This window comes from Burkholderia sp. AU27893 (assembly GCF_002223205.1).
Taxonomy (GTDB): Bacteria; Pseudomonadota; Gammaproteobacteria; order Burkholderiales; family Burkholderiaceae; genus Burkholderia.
In genome coordinates this window covers 515,990-531,552 of the sequence record NZ_NKFD01000001.1, presented here as the reverse complement: position 1 = coordinate 531,552, position 15,563 = coordinate 515,990, and the positions used below count along the sequence as shown (strand labels likewise).

General features: G+C 66.3%; 14 protein-coding genes. 6 read left to right on the top strand and 8 right to left on the bottom strand.

The genetic code is table 11. The features are described 5' to 3' along the window. The first annotated feature begins 3 nt into the window (after nucleotides 1–3). Genes trpD through CFB47_RS02490 form a run of 4 tightly spaced genes read left to right on the top strand, consistent with a single transcriptional unit; the run spans nucleotide 4 to nucleotide 3,394 of the window. Nucleotides 4–1,035 (top strand): anthranilate phosphoribosyltransferase, encoded by a 1,032-nt coding sequence (gene trpD / locus CFB47_RS02505; RefSeq protein ID WP_043191545.1) that lies wholly within the window; start codon nucleotides 4–6, stop codon nucleotides 1,033–1,035. Between the two features lie 29 nt (nucleotides 1,036–1,064). Next, complete coding sequence (gene trpC, locus CFB47_RS02500) at nucleotides 1,065–1,850, top strand: indole-3-glycerol phosphate synthase TrpC (RefSeq protein WP_089460391.1); 786 nt, start codon at nucleotides 1,065–1,067, stop codon at nucleotides 1,848–1,850. Next, nucleotides 1,850–2,476 (top strand): CYTH domain-containing protein, encoded by a 627-nt coding sequence (locus CFB47_RS02495; RefSeq protein ID WP_089439136.1) that lies wholly within the window; start codon nucleotides 1,850–1,852, stop codon nucleotides 2,474–2,476. Before trpC ends, CFB47_RS02495 begins: the two co-directional genes overlap by 1 nt. 12 nt (nucleotides 2,477–2,488) lie before the next feature. Further along, nucleotides 2,489–3,394: a uracil-DNA glycosylase gene (locus CFB47_RS02490; RefSeq protein WP_089439135.1), complete on the top strand. Its 906-nt coding sequence runs from the start codon at nucleotides 2,489–2,491 to the stop codon at nucleotides 3,392–3,394. A gap of 117 nt (nucleotides 3,395–3,511) precedes the next feature. On the opposite strand, the gene CFB47_RS02485 is transcribed toward CFB47_RS02490, so the two are convergent. The 4 genes from CFB47_RS02485 to CFB47_RS02470 form a co-directional block, all read right to left on the bottom strand. Then, nucleotides 3,512–4,108, bottom strand: coding sequence for an FMN-dependent NADH-azoreductase (locus tag CFB47_RS02485; protein WP_089439134.1), 597 nt, complete (start codon nucleotides 4,106–4,108; stop codon nucleotides 3,512–3,514). Nucleotides 4,109–4,255: 147 nt separating this feature from the next. Next, on the bottom strand, nucleotides 4,256–6,055 hold the full coding sequence (locus CFB47_RS02480; protein ID WP_089460390.1) for a M61 family metallopeptidase: 1,800 nt from the start codon (nucleotides 6,053–6,055) through the stop codon (nucleotides 4,256–4,258). A gap of 103 nt (nucleotides 6,056–6,158) precedes the next feature. After that, nucleotides 6,159–6,887, bottom strand: coding sequence for a DsbC family protein (locus tag CFB47_RS02475; RefSeq protein ID WP_039362328.1), 729 nt, complete (start codon nucleotides 6,885–6,887; stop codon nucleotides 6,159–6,161). Nucleotides 6,888–6,981: 94 nt separating this feature from the next. Next, nucleotides 6,982–8,160 (bottom strand): UbiH/UbiF family hydroxylase, encoded by a 1,179-nt coding sequence (locus CFB47_RS02470; protein ID WP_089424390.1) that lies wholly within the window; start codon nucleotides 8,158–8,160, stop codon nucleotides 6,982–6,984. Between the two features lie 246 nt (nucleotides 8,161–8,406). Between CFB47_RS02470 and ychF the strand changes: the two genes are divergently transcribed. Then, nucleotides 8,407–9,501 carry a redox-regulated ATPase YchF gene (gene ychF, locus CFB47_RS02465; protein WP_089439131.1) on the top strand — a complete coding sequence of 365 codons (1,095 nt, stop codon included), beginning with the start codon at nucleotides 8,407–8,409 and terminating at the stop codon, nucleotides 9,499–9,501. 153 nt (nucleotides 9,502–9,654) lie between these two features. Here ychF and CFB47_RS02460 read toward each other — a convergent pair whose 3' ends face one another. From CFB47_RS02460 to CFB47_RS02445, 4 genes are all read right to left on the bottom strand, one after another. Further along, nucleotides 9,655–10,623, bottom strand: a complete 969-nt coding sequence (locus CFB47_RS02460) for an alpha/beta fold hydrolase (RefSeq protein WP_256946635.1) — start codon at nucleotides 10,621–10,623, stop codon at nucleotides 9,655–9,657. Nucleotides 10,624–10,865: 242 nt separating this feature from the next. Continuing rightward, nucleotides 10,866–12,257: a GABA permease gene (gene gabP / locus CFB47_RS02455; RefSeq protein WP_046544846.1), complete on the bottom strand. Its 1,392-nt coding sequence runs from the start codon at nucleotides 12,255–12,257 to the stop codon at nucleotides 10,866–10,868. A 415-nt stretch (nucleotides 12,258–12,672) separates the two neighbouring features. Beyond that, nucleotides 12,673–13,017, bottom strand: coding sequence for an MmcQ/YjbR family DNA-binding protein (locus CFB47_RS02450; protein WP_089460388.1), 345 nt, complete (start codon nucleotides 13,015–13,017; stop codon nucleotides 12,673–12,675). A gap of 83 nt (nucleotides 13,018–13,100) precedes the next feature. Further along, nucleotides 13,101–14,420 (bottom strand): MFS transporter, encoded by a 1,320-nt coding sequence (locus tag CFB47_RS02445; protein ID WP_089460387.1) that lies wholly within the window; start codon nucleotides 14,418–14,420, stop codon nucleotides 13,101–13,103. A 193-nt stretch (nucleotides 14,421–14,613) separates the two neighbouring features. Here CFB47_RS02445 and gcvA point away from each other — a divergent pair, with 193 nt between their 5' ends. Further along, nucleotides 14,614–15,531, top strand: a complete 918-nt coding sequence (gene gcvA, locus CFB47_RS02440; protein ID WP_089460386.1) for a transcriptional regulator GcvA — start codon at nucleotides 14,614–14,616, stop codon at nucleotides 15,529–15,531. Nucleotides 15,532–15,563: the final 32 nt, after the last annotated feature.

The window sequence follows — 15,563 nt, the reverse complement described above, 5'->3', positions numbered from 1 at the left end:
ACGATGACGATTACCCCGCAGGAAGCGCTGCAGCGCACGATCGAACACCGCGAAATCTTCCACGACGAGATGCTGCACCTGATGCGGCTCATCATGCGCGGCGACATGTCGCCCGTGATGGCGGCCGCGATCATCACCGGGCTGCGTGTGAAGAAGGAGACGATCGGCGAGATCGCCGCCGCCGCGACCGTGATGCGCGAATTCGCGAACCACGTCGAGGTGCAGGACAACTCGAACTTCGTCGACATCGTCGGCACCGGCGGCGACGGCTCGCATACGTTCAACATCTCGACCGCGTCGATGTTCGTCACGGCCGCGGCCGGCGCGAAAGTCGCGAAGCACGGCAACCGCGGCGTATCGAGCAAGTCCGGTAGCGCCGACGTGCTCGAGGCGCTCGGCGTGAACATCGACCTGCAGTCCGACCAGGTTGCCGCGTCGATCGCCGAAACGGGCATGGGCTTCATGTTCGCGCCGAACCATCACCCGGCGATGAAGAACATCGCGGCCGTGCGCCGCGAGCTCGGCGTGCGCACGATCTTCAACATCCTCGGCCCGCTGACCAACCCCGCCGGCGCGCCGAACCAGCTGATGGGCGTGTTCCACCCCGACCTCGTCGGCATCCAGGTGCGCGTGATGCAGCGCCTGGGCGCGCAGCACGTGCTGGTCGTGTACGGCAAGGACGGGATGGACGAGGTATCGCTCGGCGCGGCAACGCTCGTCGGCGAGCTGCGCGACGGCAAGGTGCACGAATACGAGATCCATCCGGAAGACTTCGGCCTGCAGATGGTGTCGAACCGCACGCTGAAGGTGGAAAATGCCGACGAATCGCGCACGATGCTGCTCGGCGCGCTGGACAACCAGCCGGGCGTCGCGCGTGAAATCGTCACGCTGAACGCCGGCACCGCGCTCTATGCGGCGAACGTCGCCGAGTCGATCGCGGACGGCATCCAGCTGGCCCGCGAAGCGATCGCGAGCGGCAAGGCCCGTGCGAAAGTCGACGAACTCGTGCGCTTCACGCAGCAGTTCAAGCGCTGACTCCCCTTACGAATCAAGCAGGAATCCACATGAGCGACATTCTCGACCGAATCATCGCCGTCAAGCGCGAAGAAGTCGCGGCGGCCATGCGCAGCGCACCGCTCGAGGCACTGAAACTGGAAGCGTCCGCACGCGACCTGCGCGACTTCGTCGGCGCATTGCGCGCGAAGCATGCGGCCGGCCACGCGGCCGTGATTTCCGAAATCAAGAAGGCCAGCCCGTCGAAGGGCGTGCTGCGCGAGCATTTCGTGCCAGCCGACATCGCGCGTTCGTATGCAGCGCACGGCGCCGCTTGCCTGTCGGTGCTGACCGACGAGCAGTTCTTCCAGGGCAGCGCCCGCTTTCTCGAACAAGCGCGCGCGGCCTGCGAACTGCCGGTGCTGCGCAAGGACTTCATCGTCGACGCGTACCAGATCATCGAAGCCCGCGCGATGGGTGCCGACGCGATCCTGCTGATCGCCGCCGCGCTCGACACGCCGCTGATGCAGGATCTCGAAGCGTATGCGCACTCGCTCGGCCTCGCGGTGCTGGTCGAAGTACACGACCGCAACGAGATGGAACAGGCGCTGACGCTCAAGACGCCGCTGCTCGGCATCAACAACCGCAACCTGCGTACGTTCGAGACGTCGATCCAGAACACGCTCGACATGCTCGACATGATTCCGGCGGATCGTATCGTCGTGACCGAGTCGGGCATCCTGTCGCGCACCGACGTCGACACGATGCGTGCGGCGAACGTGAACACGTTCCTCGTCGGCGAGGCGTTCATGCGCGCCGAGCAGCCGGGCGAGGAACTCGCACGGATGTTCTTCTGATGGCGATCGAAAAGGAAATCAAGCTCGCGCTGCCGGCCGGCCAGGCCGACGCCGCGCGACGCTTCTTCGAGACGCTGACCGGCGAACCCGGTCGCGACATCACGCTCGCAAACGTCTATTACGATACGCCCGATCTCGCGCTGGCCCGCTCGAAGAGCGCGGTGCGCGTGCGCCGCACGCCGCAAGGCTGGCTGCAGACATTCAAGACGGTCGGTAGCGCGGAAGGCGGCCTGCATCGCCGCCACGAGTGGGAGCTGCCGGTCGCCGGCGATGCGCTCGAGATCGACGCGCTCGTCGCCGCCTGCGACGTGCCGGAAGCCGCCGCCGCGTTGAATGACGCGGCCGGCACGCTGTCGGCGCTGTTCCGCACGGATTTTTCGCGTACGCTGTGGCGCATCGCAATCGGCGGCGCAACGGTCGAGGCCGCGGTGGACCTCGGCGAGATCGTCGTCCAGGCGGAACACGAAACGCGCCGCGAACCGATCAGCGAAATCGAACTCGAACTGATCGACGGCCCGGAGGCAGCACTCGCAACGCTCGCCGCCGAATTGCAGCAAGCGCTGCCGGGCCTCGTTCCCGAAAACATCAGCAAGGCGCAGCGCGGCTACCGGCTGCGCGCGCAATAACCCGCATCACGCATGGCAACCCGCAAGACTTCCCGCGCGCCGCAACAGGCGTCGCTGTTCGATGATCCCGTGCCGGAAACGGCACCGGCCGATATTCCGCCGCCGGCGCCCGAAGCGCCCACGGCCGGACGCAAGCCCGCAAAGAAAACCGCGGCTCCGGCTGCGGCCCCGACGGCACCGCAGCCCGCTGCCGCCGACGTCCCGCACCTCGCCGCGCAATTCGACGCGCTGCCGCCAGTCTGGCGCGATGTGCTGAAACCCTTTACCGACAGCGACGCGTATGCGCCGCTGTGCCGCTTCGTCGATGACGAGCGTGCGGCCGGCAAGACGGTCTACCCGACCGACGTGTTCCGCGCGCTGCGCCTGACGAGCCCGGACGACGTAAAAGTCGTGATCCTCGGCCAGGATCCGTACCACGGTGACGATCGCGGCACGCCGCAAGCGCACGGGCTCGCGTTCTCGGTGCCGCCGGCCGTGCGCACGCCGCCGTCGCTGCGCAACATCTTCAAGGAAATCGCCGCGAACTTCGGCCACGACACGCCGCGCCATGGCTGCCTCGACACCTGGGCGCGCCAGGGCGTGCTGCTGCTCAACACGGTGCTGACGGTCGAGCGCGGGGCCGCCGCGAGCCATGCGAAGCGCGGTTGGGAGCAGTGCACGGACACGCTGATCCGCGAACTCGCCGGCCGCCATCAGGGGCTCGTCTTCATGCTGTGGGGCGCCCACGCGCAGGCGAAGCGTGCGCTGTTCGACGCCAGCGCGCACTGCGTGCTCGAGGCGCCGCATCCGTCGCCGCTGTCCGCGCACCGAGGCTTCCTCGGCTGCCGCCATTTCGCGCTCGCGAACGACTATCTGGTCGAGGCAGGCCGCGAACCGATCGACTGGCGCCTGCCTGAAGTGGCGGAAACGCTCGCGTAACCGCCGCGCCGCCGTCCGTTCGCCACGCCAGCCGGCATGCAAAAACGCCGCGCCCCTTTCGGGACGCGGCGTTTTTTTATCGGGCGATGCGGCGGGTGCGGCGCACCCGCATCGACCTTACGCGGCGGCGATCGCTTCGCGTGCGCCAGCCAGCGCTGCGCTTTGCGCCTCCGCGCCGAGGTTCAGGCCTTCCGCGAAGATGAAGTTCACGTCGGTCATGCCGACGAAGCCGAGGAACGTACGCAGGTACGGGGTCTGGCTGTCGTTCGGCGTACCGGCGTACTTGCCGCCACGGGCCGTCACCACGTGAACCTTCTTGCCCTTGATCAGGCCTTCCGGACCGTTCTCGGTGTAGCGGAACGTGACGCCTGCACGGGCGATCCAGTCGAAGTACGTCTTCAGTTGCGACGAGATGCCGAAGTTGTACATCGGTGCGCCGATCACGATGATGTCGGCAGCTTGCAGTTCGGCGATCAGTGCATCGCTCTTCGCGACGATCGCATTCTGTTCCGCGGTGCGCTTGTCGGCCGGCGTGAAGAACGCGCCGAGCACCGATTCGTCGAGGTGCGGCAGCGCATCGGCCAGCAGGTCACGAACCACGACGTTCGCGCCGGGGTTCGATTGTTGCAGCTTTGCCGTCAGTTCGTTGGCCAGCAGCGTGGATTGCGCACCTTGCGAACGCGCGGCGGAATTGATTTGCAGAATGGTCGTCATGTCAGGCTCCAGTAGGGTTGCGCTTTGGTAGCGCGAGTGACGCCATTGTGCGTGGCCGCATGACCGCGAAAAAGCGGGTTCAGGGCGACGGATTGTTGCAGCAGCAGAACAATCGTTGATCGCGCCCCGATACCCGCTTCAGACCGCTCAACCCTTCAGCCAGGCCTCCCGGGCCTTCGAAACCGCAGCCGGCTTCGCGGCCGCCGTCAGCCGGTAGCGCGTGACTTCCGGGCCGTCGAGCTTCAGTTTCGCGGTGCGCAGCTCGTCGCGGCGGAACGCGTGAACCTCGACCTTGTCACCGGGCCGGTAGCGCGCGAGCAGTGCGTCGAGGTTGGTGCCCGTGACGCGCAGCCCGTCGACCGCGATCAGCGTGTCGCCGGCCGACAGCCCCGCGCGATGTGCGGCGCCGCCTTCGTAGACGGCCGCGAACGTGCAGTCCGCGCCGCCGCGCAGGCGCGCGCCGATCGTCGGCTTCGCGATCGCGCCGTTCGCGACATCGGGCGCAAGCGTCACGCCGAACGGTGCGAGCAGTTCGGCGAGCGGCAGGTCGCGCGTGCCGTGCACGGCATCGGCGAACAGGCGGCCGAGCGCGACGCCCGTCGCCTCTTCGATCAGCGCCTCGACTTCGTTCTCCTCGACACCCGCTTGCTTGCCGCGGTAGAAATCGCGGCCGTAACGCTGCCACAGCAGGCGCATCACGTCGTCGAGCGACTTCTTGTTGCGCGTCTGCGCGCGGATCGCGAGATCGAAGGCGAGTGCGACGAGCGAACCCTTCGTGTAGTAGCTGACGATTGCGTTGGTCGCGTTCTCGTCCTGGCGGTAGTACTTGATCCACGCGTCGAACGAGCTTTCGGCGACGCTCTGCTTCAGGCGCCCCGTGCCGCGCAGCACGCCGCCGACCGTACGGCCGAGCGCCGCGAAATATTCGTCCTGCGACATCAGCCCGCTGCGCACCAGCATCAGGTCGTCGTAATACGACGTGAAGCCTTCGAACAGCCACAGCAGCGACGTGTAGTTTTCCTTCGACAGGTCGTACGGCACGAACGCCGCCGGCTTGATGCGCTTCACGTTCCACGTATGGAAGTACTCGTGGCTGCAGAGCCCGAGATACGTGCGATAGCCTTCCGTCGTTTCGGGCCGCCCCTTCACCGGCAGGTCGGTGCGGTTGCAGATCAGCGCGGTCGACGCACGGTGCTCGAGGCCGCCGTAGCCGTCGCTGACCGCCAGCGTCATGAACACGTAGCGGTCCATCGGCGCTTTCTTCGATTTCGGCTCGAACAGCCCGATCTGCGCTTCGCACACACGCTTCAGGTCGGTGCGCAGGCGCTCCAGGTCGAGCTGCGTCACGCGCCCCGCGATCACGATGTCGTGCGGCACGCCGTGCGCGTCGAACGTCGCGAGCGCGAATTCGCCGATCGTCACCGGATGGTCGGAGAGCTCGTCGTAGTTCGCTGCGCGATAGGCGCCGAACCCGTAACGCTTGGTGCCGCGCGCCTCGGGCAGCGACGTGCCGACGCGCCATGCGCGGAACGCCGCGCCGGCCGGCTTCGCGATGTCGACTTCACATGGCGCCTCCTCGTGGCCCGCAACGCTCAGGAACACGGCCGTCGCGTTGAAGAAGCCGCCCGATTCGTCGAGATACGCGGAGCGCACCGACAGATCCCACGCATATACGTCGTAGCGCAGCGTCAGTGTGCCGTTCACGGGGGCGGCCTGCCACGTGTGCTTGTCGGTCTTCGCGATCCGCACCTTGCGGCCTGCGTCGTTGAACGCGCCGAGCGTCACGATGTTGCGCGCGAACTCGCGCACGAGATAGCTGCCCGGAATCCACACCGGCAACGAAAAGCGCTGGCCTTCGGGGTCGGGATCGGCGACCGTCACCGACACTTCGAACAGGTGCGCGGCAAGATCTTTCGGAACAATCGAATAGCGGATCGGCTGGGTCATCGTGGCAATCGGTCGGTCGAATACGGCGGCGGAAACGAAGAGAGGCGCCGGCAGATGCGGGCGCCCCTCGCTGGCCGGGCCATGCGGCCCGGCGGGTGGTCGGTTACTTGCTCGAGGCGAGCGCCTGGTTGAGCTGGTCGGCCGACACGGCGCCCGGCAGGCGACGGCCGTCCGGCAGGAAGATCGTCGGCGTGCCCGTGACGTTCATCCCGCGGCCGAGCGCGAGGTTCTTGTCGAGCGCGGTCGTGTCGCAAGTACCGGCGCCGGACGGCGCGCGGTGGTCGAGCATCCAGCCCTCCCACGTTTTCGCGCGATCGGTCGCACACCAGATCGCCTTCGACTTCGCGGTGGAATCCGGCGACAGCACCGGGTACAGGAACGTGTAGACGGTCACGTTGTCGACCGACTGCAGCGTCGTCTCGAGCTTCTTGCAATACGGGCAGTTCGGATCGGAGAACACGGCGATCTTGCGGGCGCCGTTGCCCTTGACGACCTTGATCGCATTCGCGAACGGCAGGCTCGCGAAGTCGATCTTGTTGATTTCGGACAGACGCGCGTCGGTCAGGTTCTTGTGCGTCTTGGTGTCGACGAGATCGCCGAGCAGCACGTAATCGCCTGCCGCATCGCTATAGATGATCTGCGAGCCGAGGTTGACTTCGTACAGGCCGGCGACCGGCGCTTTCGACACGCTCTTGATCGGCGCGTCGCTGCCGAGGCGAGCCTGCAGCGTTGCTTTCAGCTTGTCGGTGGTCTGGTCGGCCTGCGCGGTGCAGCCAAGCGTCGCCATCGTGACGGCCAGCGCCAGCGATGCGATGCGGATCGTTTTTTTCATTGAAATCTTCCTTCAGCTCAATCGGAGTGCACGGCACAGTGTACGCCGTAACGGAACCGTGTCCGACCGGCGAAGCGGCCGAAGGTTCGATCGATCAGCCGAGCGCGGCCGATACGAGCCAGCGCTTCACGAGCGGCTGCGCGCCGACGAAGGCCATGCCTGCGTTGCGCACGGCCTTCGCGAGCGAGCCCGGCACCGCGAACAGCCGCTGCAGCCCGTCGGTCGCGACCATCAGCGCGCGGATGTCTTCGCGGCGCGAACGCTCGTAGCGACGCAGCAGCACCGTATCGCCGAGGTTGCGGAAGCTTTCCTTGCCCGCGATCGCGTCGGCAAGCGCCGCGACGTCGCGCAGGCCGAGGTTCATCCCCTGCCCCGCGAGCGGGTGGATCAGGTGCGCGGCATCGCCGACGAGCGCGACGCGCGGCGCGATCAGCTTGTCGACCGTCTGCAGCGCCAGCGGGAAGCCGGCAGCCGGCGTCACGCAGTCGAGCGTGCCGACCTGGCCGTGCGACACGCGCTCGACTTCGGCCGCGAGCTGCGCCGGATCGAGTGCGAGCAATTCGTCCGCATGCGCGGTGTGCGCGGACCAGACGAGCGATACATGGCCGTCCGGCAGCGGCAGCAGCGCGACGATCTCGCCTTCGTGGAACCACTGGTAGGCGGTCTCGCGATGCGGCAGCGACGCCTTGAAGTTCGCGACGACGCCGGTTTGCCGGTAGTCGCGCCGCTCGACTTTGGCCCCCATTTGCGAGCGCACCCACGAATGCGCGCCGTCCGCGCCGACGACGAGGTCCGCCTCCAGCACCTGCCCCGACGACAGCGTGAGCACGGCCGCGTCGTCGCGCACGTCGAAGCCCTGAGCGCGCGCATCGAACCACGTGAGGTTCGGCTGGAACCGCAGCGCGGCGTCGAGCGACGCCTCGACCAGCGACGATTCGGCGATCCACGCGAGTTGCGGCACGGACGCCTGGTACGCGGAGAAATGCAGTTCCGCGTGCGCGTCGCCGTACACGCGCATGTCGTAGACCGGCGCAAGCCGGCTGTGATCGAGCGCCTGCCAGACGCGCAGCCGCTCGAGCAGCGCCTGCGAACTGGAGGACAGCGCGTAGACGCGCGTGTCGAAGGCGAGATCGGCGGGGCGCGGCGTGGCCGGCTGGGCGAGCAAGGCTGTCTTGTAGCCGGACTGGGTCAGCGCGAGCGCGGCCGTCTTGCCGACGAGCCCGCCGCCGACCACGGCGACGTCGAAGGTGTGGTGGGCAGTCATGGCGGGCATTATAGCCGCGGGGCCAAACCCTTACGCGGCCGGACTTTGCGGGAAATCAGCAGAATCGCAGGGCGATGCGGCGGCGCGGCGGCCCGCCGCATCGGCCGTTCGGCGCCCGCCCGGAATCCGGGGCGTCGGCACGGTACAATAGCGTCTTTGACCGTCGGCCCGCCGCGCCCCAAGCGCCGGCCGCCCTTTTTTCCCGCGCCGCCGTGCCCTGTCCGGCCGCGCCGCCTTACCCGTCCGAAGGATTCCATGAGTCTCAAATGCGGCATCGTCGGCTTGCCCAACGTCGGCAAGTCCACCCTGTTCAATGCGCTGACCAAGGCCGGCATCGCCGCCGAGAACTACCCGTTCTGCACGATCGAGCCGAACGTCGGCATCGTCGAAGTGCCCGATACGCGCCTGAAGGCGCTCTCGGAGATCGTCAAGCCGGAGCGTGTCGTGCCGGCCGTCGTCGAATTCGTCGACATCGCGGGCCTCGTCGCGGGCGCGAGCAAGGGTGAAGGCCTCGGCAACCAGTTCCTCGCGAACATCCGCGAAACCGACGCGATCACGCACGTCGTGCGCTGCTTCGAGGACGAGAACGTCATTCACGTCGCCGGCAAGGTCAGCCCGATCGACGACATCGAAGTGATCAACACCGAACTCGCGCTCGCCGACCTCGGCACCGTCGAGAAGGCGCTCACGCGCTATTCGAAGGCGGCGAAGTCCGGCAACGACAAGGAAGCGGCGAAGCTCGTCGCGGTGCTCGAAAAAGTGCGCGCTCAGCTCGACCAGGGCAAGGCCGTGCGCGGCCTCGAACTGTCGGACGACGAAGCGGCGCTGATCAAGCCGTTCTGCCTGATCACCGCGAAGCCGGCGATGTACGTGGCCAACGTGAAGGACGACGGTTTCGAGAACAACCCGCATCTCGACGCGGTCCGCAAGTACGCGGAAAGCGAGAATGCGCCGGTCGTGGCCGTATGTGCGGCGATCGAGGCGGAAATCGCCGATCTCGACGATGCGGACAAGGAAGCGTTCCTCGCCGACATGGGCATGGAAGAGCCGGGCCTCGACCGCGTGATCCGCGCGGGCTTCAAGCTGCTCGGCCTGCAGACGTACTTCACCGCGGGCGTGAAGGAAGTGCGCGCATGGACGATCCATATCGGCGACACGGCTCCGCAGGCAGCGGGCGTGATCCACACCGACTTCGAGCGCGGCTTCATCCGTGCGCAGACGATCGCGTTCGACGATTTCGTCACGTACAAGGGTGAGCAAGGCGCGAAGGAAGCCGGCAAGATGCGCGCGGAAGGGAAGGAATATGTCGTGCACGACGGCGACGTGATGAACTTCCTGTTCAACGTCTGAGCGTTGCGTTATCGCCTCAGTGGAAAGCCCGCTTCTGCGGGCTTTTTTCTTTTCGGCGCACCAGCCTAGTCACGACCGGAACTGCTTGTCTGATTTCGATCCGTTCAGGACAAACGCATACCTGCCTTGCGCTGGTCGGATCGACACGCGCGGTCAGCGCAGCAATCCTCTGGTGAGTTCCGGCCACAGCGACGAATGCTCGCGGCGGAACATGCCGACGTGCCCAATTGCTCGGCCGTCGGGATTTTCTGGATGGATGAAGTGGACATCGGACTTGGCGCTCGGCAGCAGGCGCAGCCAATCTGCAATATTGGCCGGCGTGGCAAGCGGGTCGTCGGTTGCGGCCACAACGGTGACGGGAGCGATAAATTCGTCGTAGTAGTGGCGTGCCACCCCTGCTCCGAATTCGTTCGCCACATATCCCGGCCGACGGCACCATCGGGCCCACTGAAGTCCGACGCACGGCGGCAGATCATCACCCCAGCCGAGTACCCTGGCCGGAACGTAACCGAGCAGTCGAACGGAAATCGGCACATACAGATGGGCAAGCAGCAAGGCCGCGAAACGCTTTGGCCAGCGAATGTTGCCGACATACCCTGAAGATGCCGAGATGGCACATAACGAACGAATCGACGCATGATTCGGCATCAGGCCGACCAGTTGTGCGCCCGCGCTATGCCCGATCAAATGTGCGCCGCGCGCACCGGTTTCGCCAAGGAGCCAGTCGAGCGCCGCAGGCATGTCCAACTGCCCCCAGTCCTGTTTTCGCGCCTGGGACCAGCGGACGTGACCCGTATCGAGCGACGCGCCGATTCCCCGATAATCGAATACAAACGTCGAGTGGCCGTCTTTGCGCAACCAATCCGCGAACGGGAAATAAAAAGATTGCCGAATTCCTGTCGCAGGACAGATGAGCACGGGGGAACGATCACCGTCGGACGCCGGGAAATAGGTTCCCTTGAGCTGGAAACCGTCACGGGCGGCGAAAGCTATGCTGACGCGAGGTGTCGAACGCTCGATCACTGCTTCGACTTCGATACAGACGACGCACGAGGGAACGAATCGATCGGGCAATTGGATATCAGGTTCTGCCTGATAATGCCGATCATCAACAAAGGACACCAAATTGATTTATACATCGATTCACCCCGGTAATCGAAGCGATCAATGTAAGAGCAAATCTTTGCTGATGAAATCAGACGAGTTCGATTATTTCGCGTTAGTTACGTCTTGCTCGCCGCCTCTCACAACGCGTCACGCCCGGCTTCAACTGCCACATTGGAAAAAAAAATGGCCCGACCGGCAAACGCCGATCGGGCCATTTTTCACGACGCGGGCTTTCCGCCCGCCGTCACTTCACGGCATCAAGTCGCCGACACGCGCCGCCCTTCACTCGCCTGCGCATCGCGACCACGTTTGTTCAGCCACGACGCCAGCAGCACGATCAGCGCCAGCACGGCCGTCGCACCCACTTCCATCCGGTGATCCTCGCTCACGAGCATCACGGTCAGCGTGCCGCAGATGAACAGGATCACGGCCCACGTGAGCCACGGGAACAACCACATCCGCAACGTCAGGTCAGCGCCGGTCGATTCGAGCGTCTTGCGCATCCGCAGCTGCGAGATCGCGATCACGAGATACACGAGCAGCGCGATCGCGCCCGACGTCGCCAGCAGGAAGCCGAACACCTGTTCCGGCATCAGGTAGTTCGCGATCACGGTCACGAAACCGAACGCGGTGGATGCGAGCACGGCCGCGCGCGGCGTGCCGGTCGAATCGGTGCGGTGCAGGAACGCGGGCGCATCCTTGCGCTTGGACAGCGAGAACAGCATCCGCGACGCGGTGTACAGCGCCGAATTCAGGCAGCTCGCGACCGACACCAGCACGATCACGTCGATGATCGCCTTCGCGTTCGGGACGCCGATCAGCTCCATCGCGCGCTGATACGAGCCGTGCTTCGGCAGCAGCGGGTCGTTCCACGGCACGATGGCCGCGACGACGAGAATCGAGCCGAGATAGAACAGCGTGATACGCCAGATCACCGAGTTGGTCGCGCGCACGATCTGGCGTTGCGGGTTGTCCGATTCGGCGGCCGCGATCGTCACGATCTCGGTGCCGAGGAACGAGAACATCGTCGTCAGCATCGCCGCGAGCACGGCGCCGGCGCCGTGCGGCATGAAGCCGTCATGCACGAACAGGTTCGACACGCCCGATACGGCCGGCGCCGGGATGATGCCGACGATCGCCGCCCCGCCGATGCACAGGAACACGACGATCGCGACAACCTTGATCAGCGCGAACCAGAATTCGAATTCGCCGTAGTTCTTGACCGAGAAGAGGTTGGTCACCGTCAGCACCAGCGTGATGCCGAGCGCGAAGACCCAGGTCGCGACGCCAGGGAACCATGCGTTGAGAATGGTCGCGGCGGCGGTCGCCTCGATCGGAATCACCAGCACCCAGAACCACCAGTACAGCCAGCCGATCGAGAAACCGGCCCAGTGGCCGATCGCGCGATCGGCATAGGTGGAGAACGAACCGCTGTCGGGATGGGCAACTGCCATCTCGCCGAGCATGCGCATCACGAGCACGACCAGCACCCCTGCGATCGCATACGCGAGGATCGACGCCGGGCCGGCTTCCGCGATGGCGTGGCCGGAGCCGACGAACAGGCCCGCGCCGATCACGCCGGCAATCGACATCATCGTCACGTGCCGCTGCTTCAGGCCCGTACCGAGGCCTGTGTTGCTTCCACTCATCTGTCTCTCTCCAAAAAACGGTTCCGGTATGGCCGGGTATCGCGTGAAGGCAGCACGGGGGATTGTGGTTCTTGAGCCGGGCCGGATGCGGCGCCTGCACGGGATGCAGGCGCACAGCCGGATCGGGGGCCGTTCCGGAACGGGTCGCGACGCAGTCTGCGAAGCTGCGGGTGCGATGCGGCACGCAGGGCGCCGGCGCATCACGTGCGCCCTTTCCGTCGGCTTTCGTCAGCTGCCTTCGAAGCGAAGGAGTGTAAGCATCAAACGGTTCTTCACTAAGAACCAATTGAAGAATTTCGATGGAACCACTTGTTGCATCGACATCGATCGATGCAACGCTTGTACCGTTCGTGACGACTCGCGAGCGCGCCGAAAACACCCGGCGGCACCGGGTGAGCCAGTCGCAGACGGCGCGTCAGTGCGTTCCGTTCGTCATCTCGTCACGCCATTTGGCGGGGACGACGGCCCGCCATTCTCGCAGAAGCAGGTTTTTCACGGCGTCCGGACGGGCCACCGACAGCCGCACCAGCACGATCGGCCAGCCGACGTAGTGATCCGTCACGTAATACACGTCAGGTTCCGATTCGATCAGCCACGCGCGCTCGTCGGGGCCGACGCCTTTCACGACAAGCGTGTCGCCGTCCTCGCGCAGCCGCGCGAGCATCTTGCCCTTCACCTTGAGTGCGGGCGTGCCGTACGACGTGCCTTCCTCGACGCCGCGCCACGCCAGTGCGATCTGCCTGACTTCGTCGAATGTCATGGGGCCTCCCGGCTGGATGCCTTCGGTTCACGGTCCGGCCACCCTACCGGAATTCGCGCGATGGTGCGTCGGCCGAAGCGCGCCTATCCGCGCGCTGCACGTGCGACCGTCGACGCACGCCCTGTCGTGGCGACGATCGCGAAGGCGATCGCATTCGCTGCGGCGCTGGCCAGGATCGGCACGAGATAGCCGCCGCCCGCGTCGTAGATGAAGCCGGCCGCGGTCGGCCCGATCAGCGTGCCGAATGCGACGCTCGTATAAAGCACGCCGATGATCCCGCTCACGTTGCGGCCGCCGAAATAGTCCATCACGACTGCCGGCAGCACGGCGACCCAGCCGCCATAGAACACGCCGAACCCGAGTGCGAACGCGGCAAGCGTGGCGACGGTGCCGGCGCCGGCCCACGCGACGAGCGCGACGGCCATGCCCGCGAACATCGCGAGCAGCGATGTGCGGCGGCCGAAACGGTCGGCGAGGCCGCCGAGGAAGAAGCGGCCGGCCGTGCTGCCGACGCCGATCGCGCCGAGCAGCAGCACGGCCGTCGATGACGAGACGCCATGATCGAGCGCGTACGGCACGAGATGAACGAACGGGACGAACACGCCGAACGAGCAGATGAGGCATGCCGCGTAGAGGCTCGCGAACGGACGCGACGTGACCGCTTCGCGCACTGTCGCGCCGGCAGACGTCGAAGCCGCAACCGGCTTGCGGCCCACCGCCGCGCCGGACATCGAAGCGCCTGCATCGCGCCCGGTGACTTTCGCGCCGCCGCCTTCCTCCTGCTCATGCGCCGCCTCCCCATCCGGCAGCAGCCCCCGTCCGCGCGGATCGTTCTCGATCAGCAGCGACATCCCCGCGCCGATCACGACCGCGATCACGGACAGCGTGAAATACGCACCGCGCCAGCCGACGTGCGCGATCAGCGCGGACGCGAGCGGCGGCATCACCAGCGTGCCGACGCCGATCCCGGCGACCGCGAGCCCCGACGCGAAGCCGCGCCGGCGCACGAACCAGCGCTGCACGGCGCCGACAGCCGGCACGTACGCGCAGCCGACGCCGAGACCGACACCGAGCCCGTACGCGACATAGACCTGCACCAGCGTATGCGCGGCGCCCGCAGCCGCGAGCCCGATGCCCGTCAGCAGCATCCCGGCGACGGCGAGCTGCCGCGAGCCGAAGCGGTCGGCCAGCGGCCCGCTGACGATGCCGAAACCGAAATACAGGAAGCCGGCGAGCGAAAACACGAGCGAGATCTGTCCGCGCGACGCGGCGAAATCCCGCTGCAGCGACTCGACGAAGGCGCTGAACGTGTATGCGCTGCCGAAACCGACGAACGTGACGGCAAACGCGGCCGCCACCACATACCAGCCGTAGAAAACGCGCGATGCGCCCGGGCGGTTCATGACGATGCTCCTCTCAGGTTCCCCCGGCCGCCGGGCGGCGCCCGGATTGCCTCGTGGATATAGATGAACTATGTTGATCGCACCGGCCGCCGACAGGCAGTCGTGAAGCATGCGATCCGATGCGTCAACGGTACTCGCGCGTACGCATCGTCTCAAACGATATTTCGTCGGACTTTCGATTTAGAAAAACTGAATGAATCGTTCCCGCTTGCCGCCTCTCAACCCGCTGCGCGCATTCGAAGCGGCCGCCCGCCACCTGTCGGTGAAGGCGGCTGCCGAGGAGCTGTCGGTCACGCCCGGCGCGGTAAGCCAGATGATCCGCACGCTCGAGACGCACCTCGGCGTACAGCTGTTCGAGCGCGTCAACCGCGGCATCCTGCTCACGGCCGCCGGCCGAGACTACCTGCCGCCGGTGCGCAACGCGTTCAGGCAGATCGCCGATGCATCGCAGCGCGTGTCGGGCGCTGCCGACAGCGGCGTGCTGACGGTGAGCGTCACGCCATTCTTCGCATCCGCGTGGCTCGTCCCGCGCCTCGCGCAGTTTTGTGAAGCTTGCCCGGACGTCGACCTGCAGGTCGTCACGAGCCACGCGCTGGCGGATTTCTCACGCGACGGCGTCGACGTCGCGATCCGTCATGGCCTCGGGCGTTACATCGGGCTGTGCAGCGAGCGCCTGCTGACGGTGGAGATCGTCGCGCTCGCGTCGCCCGAACTCGTCGCGCGGCTCGGCATGCCGGCGACGCCGGCCGATCTGGTCGGCTGGCCGCAGTTGCACGACGCCGAGCGCAAGGGCTGGCACATCTGGTTCGGCGCGCAGCGGATCGACGATTTCGGCCCGCCGCGCGGCCCTGCATTCGACGACTCGGGCCTGTTGCTGCAGGCGATCGTCGCCGGCCAGGGCGCCGGGCTGCTGCCGGCCGCGATGGTGCGCGGCGAGCTGGCGAGCGGCCGGCTCGTGCAGCTCGCCGACGTCGCGTGGCTCGACGATTTCGCGTACTACCTCGTCTATCCGCCGCACCACGCGGAACGGCCAAAGGTCGCCGCATTCCGCCGATGGATCCTCGACGCCGCCCTGGCCGACGGCGCGGCATCGATGTCCGGCACGACGTAGCGCCGTCCGTCACGGCGCGGTTCCTCGGCCGA

Bases quoted from the DNA above. Each gene is read 5' to 3' on its own strand.
- CFB47_RS02485 (WP_089439134.1), bottom strand. From the start codon at position 4,108: ATGACGACCATTCTGCAAATCAATTCCGCCGCGCGTTCGCAAGGTGCG.
- CFB47_RS02480 (WP_089460390.1), bottom strand. From the start codon at position 6,055: ATGACCCAGCCGATCCGCTATTCGATTGTTCCGAAAGATCTTGCCGCG.
- trpD (WP_043191545.1), top strand. From the start codon at position 4: ATGACGATTACCCCGCAGGAAGCGCTGCAGCGCACGATCGAACACCGC.
- ychF (WP_089439131.1), top strand. From the start codon at position 8,407: ATGAGTCTCAAATGCGGCATCGTCGGCTTGCCCAACGTCGGCAAGTCC.
- CFB47_RS02445 (WP_089460387.1), bottom strand. From the start codon at position 14,420: ATGAACCGCCCGGGCGCATCGCGCGTTTTCTACGGCTGGTATGTGGTG.
- CFB47_RS02475 (WP_039362328.1), bottom strand. From the start codon at position 6,887: ATGAAAAAAACGATCCGCATCGCATCGCTGGCGCTGGCCGTCACGATG.
- CFB47_RS02490 (WP_089439135.1), top strand. From the start codon at position 2,489: ATGGCAACCCGCAAGACTTCCCGCGCGCCGCAACAGGCGTCGCTGTTC.
- gabP (WP_046544846.1), bottom strand. From the start codon at position 12,257: ATGAGTGGAAGCAACACAGGCCTCGGTACGGGCCTGAAGCAGCGGCAC.
- CFB47_RS02470 (WP_089424390.1), bottom strand. From the start codon at position 8,160: ATGCCCGCCATGACTGCCCACCACACCTTCGACGTCGCCGTGGTCGGC.
- CFB47_RS02450 (WP_089460388.1), bottom strand. From the start codon at position 13,017: ATGACATTCGACGAAGTCAGGCAGATCGCACTGGCGTGGCGCGGCGTC.
- CFB47_RS02495 (WP_089439136.1), top strand. From the start codon at position 1,850: ATGGCGATCGAAAAGGAAATCAAGCTCGCGCTGCCGGCCGGCCAGGCC.
- gcvA (WP_089460386.1), top strand. From the start codon at position 14,614: ATGAATCGTTCCCGCTTGCCGCCTCTCAACCCGCTGCGCGCATTCGAA.
- trpC (WP_089460391.1), top strand. From the start codon at position 1,065: ATGAGCGACATTCTCGACCGAATCATCGCCGTCAAGCGCGAAGAAGTC.